A 14,084-nucleotide genomic window follows, 5' to 3' on the forward strand; every position below is an offset into this window, starting at 1 on the left:
CCATGAATGACCAAGAACTTGCGGGCTGGGCCGCTGAATTGACTGGCAGCACTGGTGTGCCAGACGATGATGTGGGCGACTATGTGCCAGAGCCGGAAGCCCTGGGTGATGACGGTGCTGTTGCCGAGTTCGAGGCTTACGCCGCTGACCGCGACGAGCGCCTAGGACTCAATGACCTGGACAACGACGATCAGGTAGACGACGGCCATGTAGACGACGGCCAGCACACTGACCGCTCCAAGAAGCAGGTGCCATTGGGTGCCTTGCAGCAAGAACGCGCCAAGCGCCAACAGGTGCAGGCCGAGCTGCAGGAAACACAGCGCCGCTTCGATGAGATACAGCGGTTGGCTGCCCAGCTTCAGCACCTGCAGCAACAGGCCGCGGTCCCTGCGTTCGAGGAAGACCCGCAAGCGCACGTCGAAGCGCGCTTTCAACAACTTGAGCAGCGCCAGCAGGCCGAGGCACATCAGCGTCAGGTCACTGCCCAAGTCGACTTCATCGATAAGCAGGTAACAGCTGCAGCGCCGGAAGTGGATCGCATCGAAGCCGAGTTCACCGAAGCCACCCCTGACTACCCGCAGGCTTTCGAACACCTCAACAATGCGGTGGACGAGCGCATGCGGCAGCAGTACCCGGACAAGTCACCGGCAGATCATGCCCTGGCCAAGCGGGTCGCCATGTTGATGTTCGTTCGCGACGCCCAAAGCAAGGGACAGAACGTCGCGCAGTTGGTCTACAACCAGGCCAGAGCGCTGGGCTTCCAGGCAAACCAACGTGTGCCAGCAACTGGCAGTCGTGGTCAGCGTGGGTCGAGTGGTATCAGTGCCAGCCGGTTGAGTGAAATGTCCGACGACGAGTTCAACCAGTTGTACGCGGACATGCAGAGCAAAGCCCTTGTGCGTCCGTCGTTCGGAGGTTGAGCCCATGAGAGAACCACAACCCGGTAGGCTCACTCGCGGCATGCGCCTGGAGCGGGTGCTGGCCGACCTGCAGCGCGACATCGAGTGCCGAGGCAGCCTGGAAGATAAGCGCCAGCGTCGCGCGATCCTGCGCGGCATGCGCCTGGCTGTATGGCTGCTGGTGGACGCGAGGCCGTCGGTCAACGAAGTGCATCAGGAACTCCGCGCTGAGTTGTTCGGCTGTGCACTGCCCAGCTTATCCAATCGCGTGGACGATGCCGAGGCGGGTGTCGCTTGTGAGTGATCATGTGCAGCACAATCGGTAAGGGCGCCCATGAAGTGCCCTTTGTTGACTGGTGTTCTACGGCTTAGCTTTCGAGTTCTGCAGGCCAACGCAGCAGGCGCTTGAGCACACCGTCGTATTTGCGTACTCGGTACACCGCCAGGATGCCATTGATATTCCTCAGCACCATGTACGCTTTGCCGTCGTGTACCTCGAAACCGCTGTCGGCCTGGCCCGGTTGCTGGGGGCGTTCGCTGTGCCGATAGAGGGCGGCGACGGCGCGTTTGAAATACTCCTGCTCATAGTCAGACAGGTGCAGCCGGTCGGTGTCGATGAACTGTTGGAACAGTGCAGAGTTGAAGGTGGCCATGTCAGTTAACCTCGTCAGTGCGATGTGAAGTGGACACACCTATAAGTTAGTTTCTAAAACCAAGTTTGTGAAGCTGCAAGCGACGGGTGGGCGCCCTTTATTATTCCGGGTCGCCTAGACCCTGATCAATCGACCGCAGCTGTTCTAGCGTACCGTCATGCTCGGCGCGCATCAGCAGGATGTGCAGCTGTTCGAGCACATCGGCTTGTGTAGCGCCGCCTGGCTGGCGTTGAGCTTCCGCCCTCGCTGCCATGTGCAGTAGCTCCTGCGCTCGCTCAGGTAACGACTGGAGCGTCTCTGTCAGCCACGGCATATTGATCCACTGCGCGCTTGAGGCAGGGCGATCTGGTGGTAGGTGATTCATGGTCGTGTACCTCCCGTCAGTTCCAGCAGGAAGCCGTCCGCCTCCGCGTACCGCAACGTCTCATAGCTGAGCAGGAACAGTTGCGATGCGCTGGCACCGTCTGGCCAGAGGCGATCTGCCTCTGCGATGACAAAGGCAACCAAGGTGTCTGTCGCCTTGGGCGTGAGTGCCGACACAACGCGGTTGAACCAGCCGGGGTCCACGACGATCACGCCAGGGTCCGCCTCCAGGCTTTCACAGAGGGGTGTACGGGCGTCGATCACGACAGCCTCGCCGCCAGCACAGCGGCGCTTGACCTTGTCTATGGCTGCTTGGGTGAAGTCAAATATCTTGGCCGACGGTGGCGGCATACTGGTGGTTGCGGTCGCGCTATTCATGATCATCACCATCCAGGGCGTCCAGCATTTGCCAGGTGGCCTTGTCGTCGCTGTTCAGGTCGGTAGGAATGTCCCGCTCGATACGCGGTGCCGGGGTGTGCCCCAACTCGCGCTTGGCAGAGGCGGCGCTGCAATTGGCCAGGAACTCCAAGAAGTCGTTCAGAGGCGGCGCGGCCTTCTTGTCGCTGGCATCATCGTCTTCCTGAGTCTTCACCCGACCAATGCCACGGTTCATGATTTCGACGCGTAGCTTCGCCGCCAAGGCGGGGTCGGTCTTGGGGTCCAACGCGGCGTTGATGTGCCGTTCGAGCATGATCTGGGCGTATTCCGCTGCGAGCAGTTCGGTTTCGTACCGGGCTTTCTGTAGCGCTGCTCGGTGCTTGGCGAGTTCGTCGCGGCGCTGGGTGACTTCGTTGGGAACAAAGCGGTTGAGCACGAATGGGACGGGCAGCGATGCGGCAACTGTGCCGGAGATGCTAGTCATTTGATCCACCCTCTGTATTCGGGCGGCACAGAATCGCCTTCGCGGTCAGTGAGGCACGGGTTATCACTCGTCTGTGCTCGGGGTAGTGCTGGCACTCCCACCAGTACAAGCCCGCAGCCTCCTGGCACGCAGAGTGGCCGGAGCGGTATGCGAGAGCCAGCGTGCCGTACCGACGACACCAAGCAACGAAGCTGGCCTTGCACATCTCGGTTCGGCTTTCGAGGTGGAGAGCGCGCAACGGCGCCCCTGCGAGCATTACAAAGTCGCGCGAAATGGCCGCGAAAACATCACAAGAAGGCTTATCGGCCAGGAGCAGACTGCCCAAGGTGCGCTTGAGTTCGCGTTTTCTGTCAGCCTCCAGCTTGTCAAACTGTCGCCCTAACGCACCGCAAAGGTTCAGGGAGACGTATCCCGGTGGCGATGCAGTCGCGCTGCTAGGTATGGAATTACTCATCTTCAGCCTCTTCGGGGTTGGTTACTTCAAAGGGGCGAACCCCGGTGTCCAGATAATCGAACCGCGCCTTGGGGCGTTCGGTTCTCCACTTCGCCATGTTGCGCAGGCATATCAACATGTACTTCGGTTTGCTCGCGCGTTCGTCCACGCGCCCCAGATGCACGTCGCCCTCACGCAGTTCGCGCAGCGCCGGTAGAAGGTTTTTCTCGGTGAAATCAAGCCGCCGATACTCTTGGTCGTCCTTGAACCCTTTCATTCCGTCCAGCAGCGCCCGGGTGTACGTCAAGTCTTTGTCGAACGGAATCAGTCCGCCTTCAATCTTCGACCGAAGCCATGTGGCGCGCTCACTCAGGTTGTCTTCGATGAGGCGTTGCTTGGCACTGGTCATGGGTGGTCGCTGGTCGATCTTGAACTTGGAAATGTCCCGATTCGCCAGATAGCCAGCCAGTTTCGGGATGCCGTAACCCGGCGATAGCTTGCCGATCCACGCACCGAGTTGGTCGTAATAGGCGGTGTCCTTGGGTTTCTCAAGGCACAACGCAGGGCACAGCCGACGGTCGTCAACTGCCAGTGGCAGCGATTCCATCTCGTTGGTTGTGATGACGATGTGCGGGGTTCGACGCACACGCGCCGGAATGCCCTTGGGGTTGAGAGACGTGCGTACCGCTGACGTCAGTCTGTTGAACTTGCCAAGGTCGTCGGTGCTGTCAACCCTGGTTTTGCGTTTCAGCTCTTCGATGATCGTGAACACGCAGTCTATGAAGTCGTCGTCGAAGGTATCCCACAGCGCCGTGCTGCCAGATTCCCGCACCAGGGCAACACCCCATACCCACTTGAGGGCAACGCCGATCATGGATTTGCCTGTGCCCCGGAACGGCGATACGAACGCCAGCGCGACAGGTATCTTTTCGTCTGGCCGCTGGTAGACCGTTGCCAGATAATCCCATATGTAGTCAACCGTAATCCGGCAATGCCCCGCCATGTACATGAGGTGGTCGTCGAACATTTTGACGTCGTCGAAGGTCGCTGATTCATCCGGGCGGGCCATCAGCCGTCGTGTCAGGTGCCATGTGTTGAGCTGGTCAGAATGAAAATCATCCAGGGCGTTGGTAGGCTCGAAAACCTTCTTGCGGAAGATCCGTGCCGTCTTCTGCGACATGCCGCTCCACCACATTTCCGACACGGACTGTTTGCACATGGTGTGACTGGCTGTGTACCCGAACACCGGGCCGTACTGGCTATCCGCCCAGCGCTGCAGCCCTTCGCGACCCATGCCTGGGCATTCGGGGTCCGCTAGCACGGTTGCACGTTTGGTGCTTGCATCAAAGCCAATCTCGTTGGTGAACAGCTTCAATAGATCCCAGCCTTCCCGCGTAAGTTCAGCCATGGTGGCTTGCTTGGTGACGACTCCAGCGTCTTTGAAGGCGCCGTCGGCCAGTGCCTTGGTGGCAGCTAACGTGCCCTCCCGGATAATCGCGGCTTGCTCATACGACATGTGCAGGTGGTTCACGAACGCGCCAGCGGTGTCGAAGACTTCTTCAGCGGTTAAATTGCCGAGGCTGGCTACCAAAGCAATCTGTTCGGCTTGTGCGTCGGGCAGCGCTGGTTGAGGCTGGGCATGCTGGTCGGCGATTTGATCCAGTTGCAGTGACGACACGGTGCCCTTGGCGAAGTCGATCTGCACATTGGGTACAACGCCAGGCGCGACCGACACAGCCGTGGTGGTGAGGCTGCAGCTGTAGGTGGCCGTGATGGTGCGCGTGGTCACTTCCTGTGTCGGCACAGTTCGTCGGCTGGGCGTGGTCACTTCCTGTGTCGGCACAGTTCGTCGGCTGGGCGTGGTAGGTGCTTGGGAATCCCACTTGCGCACCAGGCCAAGGAGGTCGTTGGATGCCAACATGGTGCTGGCGGTACCTGAAATCGAGGGTATACTGTTCATACATACATGCTCCATCTTGCCCCGGCCTGGCTGCGAACCTCGTCGGGGTTTTTCTTGCCCCAGACTGCCGACGTTCGAAGTTAGGCGGTTTGGGTTGAGCGACCAGCGGCTGTGCGGGGTTTGGTCAACTGATGTTGAACCCACTGCTCAACTTCGGCACGGCTGAACATCACTCGCCCGGCACGGCTTCTAGCGCCGCGTGGGCTGATTTGAATGGACAGTGGGAAGTGGCCGTCTCGCATCCAGTTGTAGAGGGTGTTGACGCAGACACCAGTGACCTGGAGCGCTTCATCAATGCTCATGAACGGGCTGGTAACAGTCTGGTTAGCGGCGGGGGTTGTTGCTGGCATGGTGCACCTCGGGGCTCAACTGAACCCGACGCTTTTTAGCGCCGGTCACTTGGTCCCGAAGTCGAATGTTCTATTTCCGTTTCGACTTGCTAAGCCTGTCAGGCTCCTATGGCGGGCCTTGGGGCGGGATTACGTATATAGGGGTTTACTGCATTCCGTTGACATCAATGATAGTTGGTTATCTGAGAGGTCAAGGAAGTTGGGCGCTAGTTTCGCCCGTACCGTTCGTCAGAAACGGCGCCAGCCCGCATACGACGTGGCTTTGCGCACATGAGATTTTTTATTCAGCGCTACTTTCGGCAGGGTAAGTCGTGCGCAGCTGGTCAAGGTAATTTGACCAGGCTTGCATCGCAGCCCGTCGTTCATCGAGCAGATCCTCGCGGGCGTACACATCACCGAGCGGGCCTTTCATTTTGTGCGAGAGGCACATCTCCAAGACGGTGGTATCCAGCTTCAGCTCTTGCCGGGCGGTAGTCCTGAAGGTTGCGCGAAAGCCATGAGTGGTCACAGTGCCGCGTGGGTACCCAAGGCCATTGATCAGGCCGCTCAACAGGCTGTCACGCTGAATGGGTTGTGTGGGGCGGGTGGGGGAGGGGAACACCCAGCCTTCGCCCTTGGCGTTGACCACCCGGTTCTCCTGTAGCTCGCGAAGGATATCGACGGCTTGCGTTGGCAGGCAAGCGGTATGCAGCTTGCCGGTTTTCGGCACCGTGTAGGTCCACAGGCCCGCGTCCAGGTCCAGATCCTGCCAACGCATGCCAGTCATCTCTGCCGGGCGTGCCGGGATCAACACCAACAGGCGCAGTGCGCAGCCGACGCTGGTGCCCCGACCGCTGTAGCCATCGAGCCTGTGTAACAGGGCAGCCAGCTCTGCCGGCTTGGTGATCGCCGGGTGACGGGTGTGCGTGTGTTTGTTCAGCACCATGTCGCGGCGCTTGGGCACCACGTTCTTTTCGATCATCCCCCACGCCACCGCGTAGTCGAGCACCATTTCAACCAGGTTGAGGGTCAGTCTCGCCGCTGTCGGCTTCTCGATTGACGCGACCAGGGAACGGATGTGCATCGGGGTGATCCTATCCACCGGCAGTGGGCCAAGGAGCAGATAGGCATGGTTCCTGAGCGTGCGGGTGTAGCCCTTGATCGTACTGGCGGCTGTTCCTTCCTCCTTTAATAGAAGGTAGTCGGCTGCCACGCTTTCAAAAGTACACAAAGCTTTGGTACGTTCCACGTCTTGCTCCATGGCCCTGGCTTGCACAGGTGACTCGCCGCCGGCGATGGTCTTCTGCAGGGCCTCAGCCTTCTCTCGGGCTTTCTTGAGTGAAGTGTCGGGGTAGGCACCGAGTGAGATTCGGGTCTCTCTGCCGGTCAACGGGTTCTTGTACTTCAAGCGCCACAGCTTGGAGACCCCTGACTTGCCAATGACGACTTCCAGGTACAGGCCGGCTACCTTGCCGTGGCGGTACTTGCCCGGTTCGGTCAGGGAACTGATCTTGGCGTCTGTCAGTGCAGGCTTCATTTAGGGCAAGTCTCAGGTAGAAAAGGGGCAGGCAAGGTGAAATTCTGCCCCTTTTTACCCTGGGTAGCAATGAAAATGGTTGGAATCGGTTGGACTATATTTAGAGCGATATGCCTGTATTCGTTGGGCTTTGTGGTAGTATCAGCATGATTTTAAGGGCATTTTAGGAGACCCAATGGAACGCTTTATTGAAAATGCGATGTACGCCTCGCGCTGGCTGCTCGCGCCCATCTATTTCGGTTTGTCCCTAGGGTTGCTGGCACTGGCGCTGAAATTCTTTCAGGAAGTCTTCCATATCCTGCCCAACGTTTTCGCATTGGGCGAGGCGGACCTGATACTGGTGCTGTTGTCGTTGATCGACATGGCGCTGGTGGGCGGCTTGCTGGTGATGGTGATGATTTCCGGCTATGAGAACTTCGTGTCGCAGTTGGACATCGATGAAGGTTCAGAAAAGCTGAGCTGGCTCGGCAAGATGGACTCTTCATCGCTGAAGATGAAGGTGGCTGCCTCCATTGTGGCGATTTCCTCGATCCACCTGCTGCGGGTGTTCATGGATGCTCGCAACATCGAGACCCAATATTTGATGTGGTACGTGATCATCCACATGACCTTTGTCATTTCGGCCTTCGCCATGGGCTATCTGGACAAGCTGACCAAGCACTGATCCAGCCCTTGAACCACTCTCGACCGCCCGTCCGTTGCAAAACGGACGGGCGGTTGCGTTTATGCCTTGTGCTTTGTCCGGCACTGTATGAAAAATGAACGGTCGCTCGAATGTCCCAGTAGTGAGGTGTTGCAATGAACCTGCACGATCTGAACGCAGAGGCCAAAGCCGGCCACGTCGAGGAGTTGAACCTGATTGCCATTGAGGGCGGAGATTATTTGCTTGAGGCACGCGTCCATGGCCGCGCACATCCGTTATCCGATGCCAAGGGCCAACGGGTGCGGGTGCATTCGGTGATCGAGGCGCGCAATTGGCTCAAGCAGGTATCGGGCTTGCCAACGAACCTGGTGCATTGGTCTGTTCAAGATGAGATGTGTGGCATGAGCGGCGACGGGGAAGACCTCAAGGTGCCGATCTCCCGGCAATAAGCCCGGTAGCTGATTCGTTTTGCCGCAGTGTGCTAGGCTGCTCGCCCTTTTCATAAAGGGCGCAGTTCATGTGCGCCCTAGAGCGGAGCGAGACAATGTCCGAAATTAACCTGTCTACCGACGAAACCCGCGTCAGCTACGGCATCGGTCGCCAACTGGGCGGCCAATTGCGCGACAACCCGCCACCGGGTGTGAACCTGGAAGCCATCCTGGCCGGCCTGACCGACGCCTTCAATGGCAAAGACAGCCGCGTCAGCGAAGAAGACCTGTCGGCCAGCTTCAAAGTCATTCGCGACATCATGCAGGCAGAAGCTGCTGCCAAGGCTGAAGTGGCTGCTGGCGCCGGTCGTGAGTTCCTGGCAGAAAACGCCAAGCGCGAAGGCATCATCACCCTGGCTTCGGGCCTGCAGTACGAGGTGCTGGCCGCTGGCGAAGGCGCTATGCCGACTCGCGATGACAGCGTTCGTACTCACTACCACGGCACGCTGATCGACGGCACTGTGTTCGACAGCTCCTACGATCGTGGCCAGCCTGCAGAATTCCCGGTTGGCGGCGTGATCGCTGGCTGGACCGAAGCCCTGCAACTGATGAACGCCGGCAGCAAATGGCGCCTGTACGTTCCGAGCGAGCTGGCCTACGGCGCTCAGGGCGTTGGTAGCATTCCGCCACACAGCACGCTGGTATTCGACGTCGAGCTGCTCGACGTTCTGTAAGACCTGCGTGTGACGCATCGCAGGCAAGCCTTGCTCCTATGTATGGACTCGCCCCCACTATCAACCCGCTTTTGAACACTGCTACCCGGCTGCATCTATGTATAAGGCCTACTCGAGGAAGCCTGATCGGCTTCTGGCCAACATTCAATAAGCTCGCGGTATGCCAATTACGTTAAGGCCTCAAGGGCCAGTAGGAGCACAGGCATCAATCCGCGACGGTCTGACCTGGGGTCAATGTTCTTTAGCAAGGGTTGGAGCGCTTTAACGCCCCGGTGGCAGAACTCTGTGGATCAGTGACTCATCGTCGCCTCCTGGACATTGCCCATGTGGCGACGATAGGTCTGCTCGGTTTTCAGTAATACCCAGACGATGCGTAGGGTACGGTTGGCCAATCGGACGGCCGTTTCCTTGCGACCCAAGCGACACAGCCAGCGCAGCAAGCGCCGGTCATCGGGTTGTTCCGAATCAGGCCGCACCTGTCTCAAGACCGCATGCGCGCCCTGGATCGCCAGGCTGCGTAGGTAGGCGTCGCCCTGCTTGCTCATCTTGCCCAGCCGGATTTTCTGTCCGCTGCTGTGCTGAGTGGGCACCAAACCAAAGTAGGCGGCAAACTGGCGTGCGTTGGCGAAGCGCTCAGGCTCGACCTGCTTGGCCAGCAGCGCGGTGGCGATGATCGGACCGATGCCACGCACCGTCATCAACCTTTTCGCCGTCTCATCCTGCTGTGCGGCCGTTTCCAGTCGGCCGGTCAACACGCTGACGCGCTCGCCCAACTGGCTCCATTCGCCGAGCAGCTCAGCAATCAGCTCGCGCAGCAGATCCGGCAGCGGCTGGGTGGCATCCTCGAGTATCCGCGGCACCACCCGGCTGATCGCCGCCTCACCTTGCGCCAAGGCCACGCCATGCTCGAGCAGCAAGCCACGCATCTGATTACCCATGGCCGTGCGCCGCCGCACATAGCCCTGGCGGGCGCGATGCAGTGCCTGCATGGCCAGCGCCGCGGCACTTTTGACCGGCACTGAGACAATCCGACTATCTCGACCCGCCCGCAAGATCGCATGTGCATCGTTGCGATCATTCTTCGGCCCGCTGCGATGATCGGCCACATGCTGCGCAGGCAGGATCCGCACCGGGTTGCCTTGGGCCTGCAGCAACCGCGCCCATGCCTGAGCGCCTGGGCCTGTTTCCATCAGCACCATGACGCTCATGGGCAGTTGGCGAAGAAACGCCTGGAAGGCTTCGCGCGATTTGATTCGGTCCTCGTACACCACTTGGCCCAGGGCGTTTTCCCCGGCCACCTGGAAGACCCTCTTGGCAAGATCTACCGAGACGGTCGAACAGGTTGCTAGGTCGGCTGAAGACAAAGAGTGATTGTTGGTCGTATGCTTTTTCATGGGCTCGCCCTCGCTGTCGTTGGCTTCTTTATAGATGCCACCGTGGCGCATAGACGCCTCGGTTGGGGCGAGTCCATGTAATTACAGGGCTTGCCCGTGATGCATATCACACCTTGCGCACGAACTCGGATTTGAGTTTCATTGCGCCGATGCCGTCAATCTTGCAGTCGATGTCGTGGTCGCCATCACACAGGCGGATGTTCTTGACCTTGGTGCCGACCTTGACCACCAGCGAGGAGCCTTTGACTTTCAGGTCCTTGATCACGGTCACGGTATCGCCATCCTGCAGGACGTTGCCCACTGAATCCTTCTTCACCGCATCCGATTCGGTTTCAGCTTCAGCCGTAGCCGACCACTCGTGGGCGCACTCAGGGCAGATCAACTGGCTGCCATCTTCGTAGGTGAATTCGGAGTTGCATTTGGGGCAGGGAGGCAAAGTGCTCACTAAGGTTCCTCTGGGCGCAAAAATAAAGCCCACATTATAGAGGGTTTTGCACAAGGGTAGGAGCCAGCTTTAGCTGCGATGGCCTGCAAAGCAGGCCCATGGCCCGCCAAGCGACGGGCCGGGGGAGGGCGGATCAGTGTGTCCGAGCGACTGCAAACTCGCTCAACTCAACCAGAGCATCCCGGTATTCGTTGGCAGGCAGGACTTCCAGGCAGGCAATGGCGCGGGCGACATAATCGCGAGCCAGCTGTGCGGTGTACTCCAGGGCGCCGGCAGCTTCCACGGCCGCGCGGATGCTCTCCAGGTCTTCGATGCCGCCCTTCTGGATGGCTTTGCGAACCAGCGCCGCCTGTTCCGGGGTGCCTTCGCGCATGGTGTAGATCAATGGCAGGGTAGGCTTGCCTTCGGCCAGGTCATCACCGACGTTCTTGCCCAGGGTCTCGGCGTCGCCCTTGTAGTCCAGCAGGTCGTCAACCAGTTGGAAAGCGACGCCCAGGTGGTCGCCAAAGGTGCGCAGTGCTTCGGTTTGCTCAGGCGTAGCCTCGGCCAGGGCGGCGGCACTGTGGGTGGACGCCTCGAACAGCATGGCGGTCTTGCCGCGAATGACGTCCATGTAGGTTTCTTCGGTGGTGCTGGCATCGCGAATCTTCGACAGCTGCAGCACTTCACCTTCGGCGATCACACGGGTGGCCTTGGAGAGGATCTGCATCACCGGCATCGAGCCCAGCTCCACCATCATCTCGAAGGAGCGCGAGTAGAGGAAGTCGCCCACCAGCACGCTCGGCGCGTTACCCCACAGGGCATTGGAGGTGGCGCGGCCACGGCGCATGCCGGACATGTCGACCACGTCATCATGCAGCAGGGTGGCGGTGTGCAAGAACTCGATGGTGGCGGCCAGCAGGCGCAGTTGGTCGCCTTCGCGTCCAAGGGCCTTGCCGCACAGCAGCACCAGCAACGGACGCAGGCGCTTGCCACCGGCCGAAGTGATGTAATCGCCGATTTTCGACACCAACGGTACGCGCGACGTCAGTTGCTTCTTGATGATCTCGTCAACGGCGCTAAAATCGTCCGCCACCGCGCGGTAGAAAGCTTGGGGTTGCATCAGCGACAGTTGCTCCAGATAGGTTGCGCGGCATGCTAGGTCTCAGGCCAGGGCCTGTCAAGGCGAGTGCCTGCGGCATTGGGCCTGCACTTGCAAGGTGCTTGGCGCTTGCGTACAATCGCGCACCCTAACTTCCTGGGCAGCACCTGCCTTACGCAATTGCACTTGGGCCGTTCCAGCCTTGTGCAGCCATGCCAGCCGACACTCTACTTATAAAGAGCTGGGTGAGCAGGATTATCGGAGAAATACCATGTCTTATGCAGTAATCGTTACTGGCGGCAAGCAATACAAGGTCGCCCCAGGTGAATACCTGAAGATCGAAAAACTGGAAGTCGCTACCGGCGAATCCGTTACCTTTGATCGCGTTCTGTTGGTTGCCAACGGTGACGACGTGAATATCGGCGCTCCAGTTGTTGCTGGCGCTACCGTTGTGGCTGAAGTGATCTCCCAAGGTCGTCACGATAAAGTCCGCATCATCAAGTTCCGTCGCCGTAAGCACCACATGAAGCGTATGGGCCACCGCCAGTGGTACACCGAGATCAAAATCACCGGTATTCAGGCTTAATTTCAGCCTAATTCCTCACTAGGAGAATTGAACTCATGGCACACAAAAAAGCTGGTGGTAGTACCCGTAACGGTCGCGACTCAGAAGCCAAACGCCTTGGCGTGAAGATGTATGGCGGCCAGGTCATCAAGGCCGGCAACATCATCGTGCGTCAGCGCGGCACCCAATTCCACGCTGGCTACGGCGTTGGCATGGGTAAAGATCACACTCTCTTCGCTAAAATCGAAGGCGTGATCAAGTTTGAAGTAAAAGGCGCCTTCGGTCGTCGTTACGTGAGCGTCGTTGCGGCCTAATCGCGCGATTGCTGGAGAAGCCCTGTCTCACGACGGGGCTTTTTCGTTTGTGGGGTGAGTCTCTTGCAAAGCTGTTTGTCTGAGCTGCCGGCGCTGGTTGTTACGGTCGTTGATTGGAGCTACGGCGCTCATTTTTGCAAGAGCCTTATGTCTAGGTTTTAATCGGCTCGTCCGTGTGACGAGAGGCGTTTTTTTTATGAAGTTTGTAGATGAAGTTTCGATCCGTGTAAAAGCGGGTGATGGCGGCAATGGTTGCATGAGCTTCCGCCGCGAAAAATTCATTGAGAATGGTGGTCCAAACGGCGGTGACGGTGGTGATGGCGGCTCGATCTATATGGTTGCCGACGAAAACCTGAACACCCTGGTCGACTACCGTTACACCCGTCATTTCGATGCCCAGCGCGGCTCGAACGGCGGCAGCACCGATTGCACGGGTGCCAAGGGTGAAGATCTGTTCCTGCGGGTGCCGGTCGGTACCACGGTGATTGACGCCAGCACTCAGGAAATCATCGGTGACCTGGTCAAGGCCGGTCAGAAACTGATGGTGGTGCAAGGTGGTTGGCACGGTCTGGGTAACACCCGATTCAAGTCCAGTACCAACCGCGCGCCACGCCAGACTACGCCAGGCAAGCCGGGCGAGCAGCGTGACCTGAAGCTGGAAATGAAAGTGCTGGCCGATGTGGGTCTGCTGGGCTTGCCGAACGCGGGTAAAAGTACCTTTATCCGTTCGGTGTCCGCTGCCAAGCCGAAAGTCGCTGACTACCCGTTCACGACCCTGGTGCCAAACTTGGGTGTGGTCAGTGTCGATCGCTGGAAGAGCTTCGTGGTGGCCGACATTCCGGGCCTGATCGAAGGCGCTTCTGATGGGGCTGGCCTGGGTATCCGTTTCCTCAAGCACCTGGCGCGTACTCGCCTGTTGCTGCACCTCGTGGACATGGCGCCCATCGATGAAAGCAGCGCTGCCGATGCAGCTGAAGTGATCGTCAATGAGCTGGTCAAGTTCAGCCCTTCGCTGGCCGAGCGTGATCGCTGGCTGGTGCTGAACAAGTGCGACACGCTGCTTGAGGAAGAGCATGAAGAGCGGGTCAAGGAAGTGGTTGATCGCCTTGAGTGGGAAGGTCCGGTCTATGTGATCTCGGCCATCGCCAAGGAAGGGACCGAGCGCCTGAGCCGCGACATCATGCGTTACCTGGAAGACCGTGCGGATCGCCTGGCCAATGACCCGGCCTACGCCGAAGATCTGGCGGACCTGGATCAGCGCATCGAAGACGAAGCGCGTGCCCAGTTGCAAGCCCTGGATGACCAGCGTGCCCTGCGCCGCAGCGGCGTCAAGAGCGTGCATGACATCGGTGACGATGACGATTGGGATGAAGAGGACGCTGAAGACGGTCCAGAAATCATTTACGTGCGCGACTGATTCATTGCAGTACACTAAACGCCGCTT

Annotated in this window: 18 protein-coding genes; 8 read left to right on the plus strand and 10 right to left on the minus strand. The window is 59.0% G+C overall.

The genetic code is table 11. The features are described 5' to 3' along the window. Window positions 1-2 precede the first annotated feature (2 nt). Together AC3IX4_RS03550 and AC3IX4_RS03555 are read left to right on the plus strand one after the other, a co-directional pair. Window positions 3-920, plus strand: coding sequence for a hypothetical protein (locus tag AC3IX4_RS03550; protein WP_489259263.1), 918 nt, complete (start codon window positions 3-5; stop codon window positions 918-920). Window positions 921-924: 4 nt separating this feature from the next. Beyond that, on the plus strand, window positions 925-1,203 hold the full coding sequence (locus tag AC3IX4_RS03555) for a hypothetical protein (RefSeq protein WP_489259264.1): 279 nt from the start codon (window positions 925-927) through the stop codon (window positions 1,201-1,203). Window positions 1,204-1,267: 64 nt separating this feature from the next. Here the strand turns inward: AC3IX4_RS03555 and AC3IX4_RS03560 are convergent, their stop codons facing one another. The 7 genes from AC3IX4_RS03560 to AC3IX4_RS03590 form a co-directional block, all read right to left on the minus strand. Continuing rightward, window positions 1,268-1,552, minus strand: a complete 285-nt coding sequence (locus tag AC3IX4_RS03560; protein WP_489259265.1) for a hypothetical protein — start codon at window positions 1,550-1,552, stop codon at window positions 1,268-1,270. A gap of 100 nt (window positions 1,553-1,652) precedes the next feature. Next, complete coding sequence (locus AC3IX4_RS03565) at window positions 1,653-1,916, minus strand: hypothetical protein (protein WP_489259266.1); 264 nt, start codon at window positions 1,914-1,916, stop codon at window positions 1,653-1,655. Then, entirely contained in the window at window positions 1,913-2,293 is a 381-nt protein-coding gene (locus tag AC3IX4_RS03570; RefSeq protein ID WP_489259267.1) for a hypothetical protein, read from the minus strand. Before AC3IX4_RS03570 ends, AC3IX4_RS03565 begins: the two co-directional genes overlap by 4 nt. Continuing rightward, entirely contained in the window at window positions 2,286-2,777 is a 492-nt protein-coding gene (locus tag AC3IX4_RS03575; protein ID WP_489259268.1) for a hypothetical protein, read from the minus strand. The genes AC3IX4_RS03570 and AC3IX4_RS03575 overlap by 8 nt, the downstream gene beginning before the upstream one ends. Before the next feature lie 446 nt (window positions 2,778-3,223). After that, a complete protein-coding gene (locus tag AC3IX4_RS03580; protein WP_489259269.1) occupies window positions 3,224-5,170 on the minus strand; it encodes a primase-helicase family protein in 1,947 nt (648 codons plus the stop codon). 80 nt (window positions 5,171-5,250) lie between these two features. Further along, window positions 5,251-5,520, minus strand: coding sequence for a helix-turn-helix transcriptional regulator (locus tag AC3IX4_RS03585; RefSeq protein WP_489259270.1), 270 nt, complete (start codon window positions 5,518-5,520; stop codon window positions 5,251-5,253). Window positions 5,521-5,800: 280 nt separating this feature from the next. Next, a complete protein-coding gene (locus tag AC3IX4_RS03590) occupies window positions 5,801-7,036 on the minus strand; it encodes a tyrosine-type recombinase/integrase (protein WP_489259271.1) in 1,236 nt (411 codons plus the stop codon). Between the two features lie 175 nt (window positions 7,037-7,211). On the opposite strand from AC3IX4_RS03590, the gene AC3IX4_RS03595 reads away from it, so the two are divergent. The 3 genes from AC3IX4_RS03595 (at window position 7,212) to bamJ (ending at window position 8,841) form a co-directional block, all read left to right on the plus strand. After that, a complete protein-coding gene (locus tag AC3IX4_RS03595) occupies window positions 7,212-7,700 on the plus strand; it encodes a TIGR00645 family protein (protein WP_489259272.1) in 489 nt (162 codons plus the stop codon). Window positions 7,701-7,834: 134 nt separating this feature from the next. Continuing rightward, window positions 7,835-8,128: a DUF6482 family protein gene (locus AC3IX4_RS03600; protein ID WP_489259273.1), complete on the plus strand. Its 294-nt coding sequence runs from the start codon at window positions 7,835-7,837 to the stop codon at window positions 8,126-8,128. 95 nt (window positions 8,129-8,223) lie between these two features. Continuing rightward, window positions 8,224-8,841, plus strand: a complete 618-nt coding sequence (bamJ, locus tag AC3IX4_RS03605; RefSeq protein ID WP_489259274.1) for a BamJ family beta-barrel-assembly machinery protein — start codon at window positions 8,224-8,226, stop codon at window positions 8,839-8,841. A gap of 290 nt (window positions 8,842-9,131) precedes the next feature. Here the strand turns inward: bamJ and AC3IX4_RS03610 are convergent, their stop codons facing one another. The 3 genes from AC3IX4_RS03610 to AC3IX4_RS03620 form a co-directional block, all read right to left on the minus strand. Next, window positions 9,132-10,235, minus strand: a complete 1,104-nt coding sequence (locus tag AC3IX4_RS03610; RefSeq protein WP_489261185.1) for an IS110 family RNA-guided transposase — start codon at window positions 10,233-10,235, stop codon at window positions 9,132-9,134. Between the two features lie 106 nt (window positions 10,236-10,341). Beyond that, window positions 10,342-10,680 carry a zinc ribbon domain-containing protein YjdM gene (locus AC3IX4_RS03615; RefSeq protein ID WP_489259275.1) on the minus strand — a complete coding sequence of 113 codons (339 nt, stop codon included), beginning with the start codon at window positions 10,678-10,680 and terminating at the stop codon, window positions 10,342-10,344. A gap of 133 nt (window positions 10,681-10,813) precedes the next feature. Further along, window positions 10,814-11,782: a polyprenyl synthetase family protein gene (locus AC3IX4_RS03620; protein WP_489259276.1), complete on the minus strand. Its 969-nt coding sequence runs from the start codon at window positions 11,780-11,782 to the stop codon at window positions 10,814-10,816. 250 nt (window positions 11,783-12,032) lie between these two features. Here AC3IX4_RS03620 and rplU point away from each other — a divergent pair, with 250 nt between their 5' ends. The 3 genes from rplU to cgtA all read left to right on the plus strand — a co-directional run bounded on the left by rplU (window position 12,033) and on the right by cgtA (window position 14,057). Beyond that, on the plus strand, window positions 12,033-12,347 hold the full coding sequence (gene rplU, locus AC3IX4_RS03625) for a 50S ribosomal protein L21 (protein ID WP_007950961.1): 315 nt from the start codon (window positions 12,033-12,035) through the stop codon (window positions 12,345-12,347). 35 nt (window positions 12,348-12,382) lie between these two features. Next, window positions 12,383-12,640 (plus strand): 50S ribosomal protein L27, encoded by a 258-nt coding sequence (gene rpmA, locus AC3IX4_RS03630; RefSeq protein ID WP_003228360.1) that lies wholly within the window; start codon window positions 12,383-12,385, stop codon window positions 12,638-12,640. A gap of 196 nt (window positions 12,641-12,836) precedes the next feature. Further along, a complete protein-coding gene (gene cgtA, locus AC3IX4_RS03635; protein WP_489259277.1) occupies window positions 12,837-14,057 on the plus strand; it encodes an Obg family GTPase CgtA in 1,221 nt (406 codons plus the stop codon). Window positions 14,058-14,084 lie beyond the last annotated feature (27 nt).

The organism is Pseudomonas sp. KH_021 (assembly GCF_057838865.1).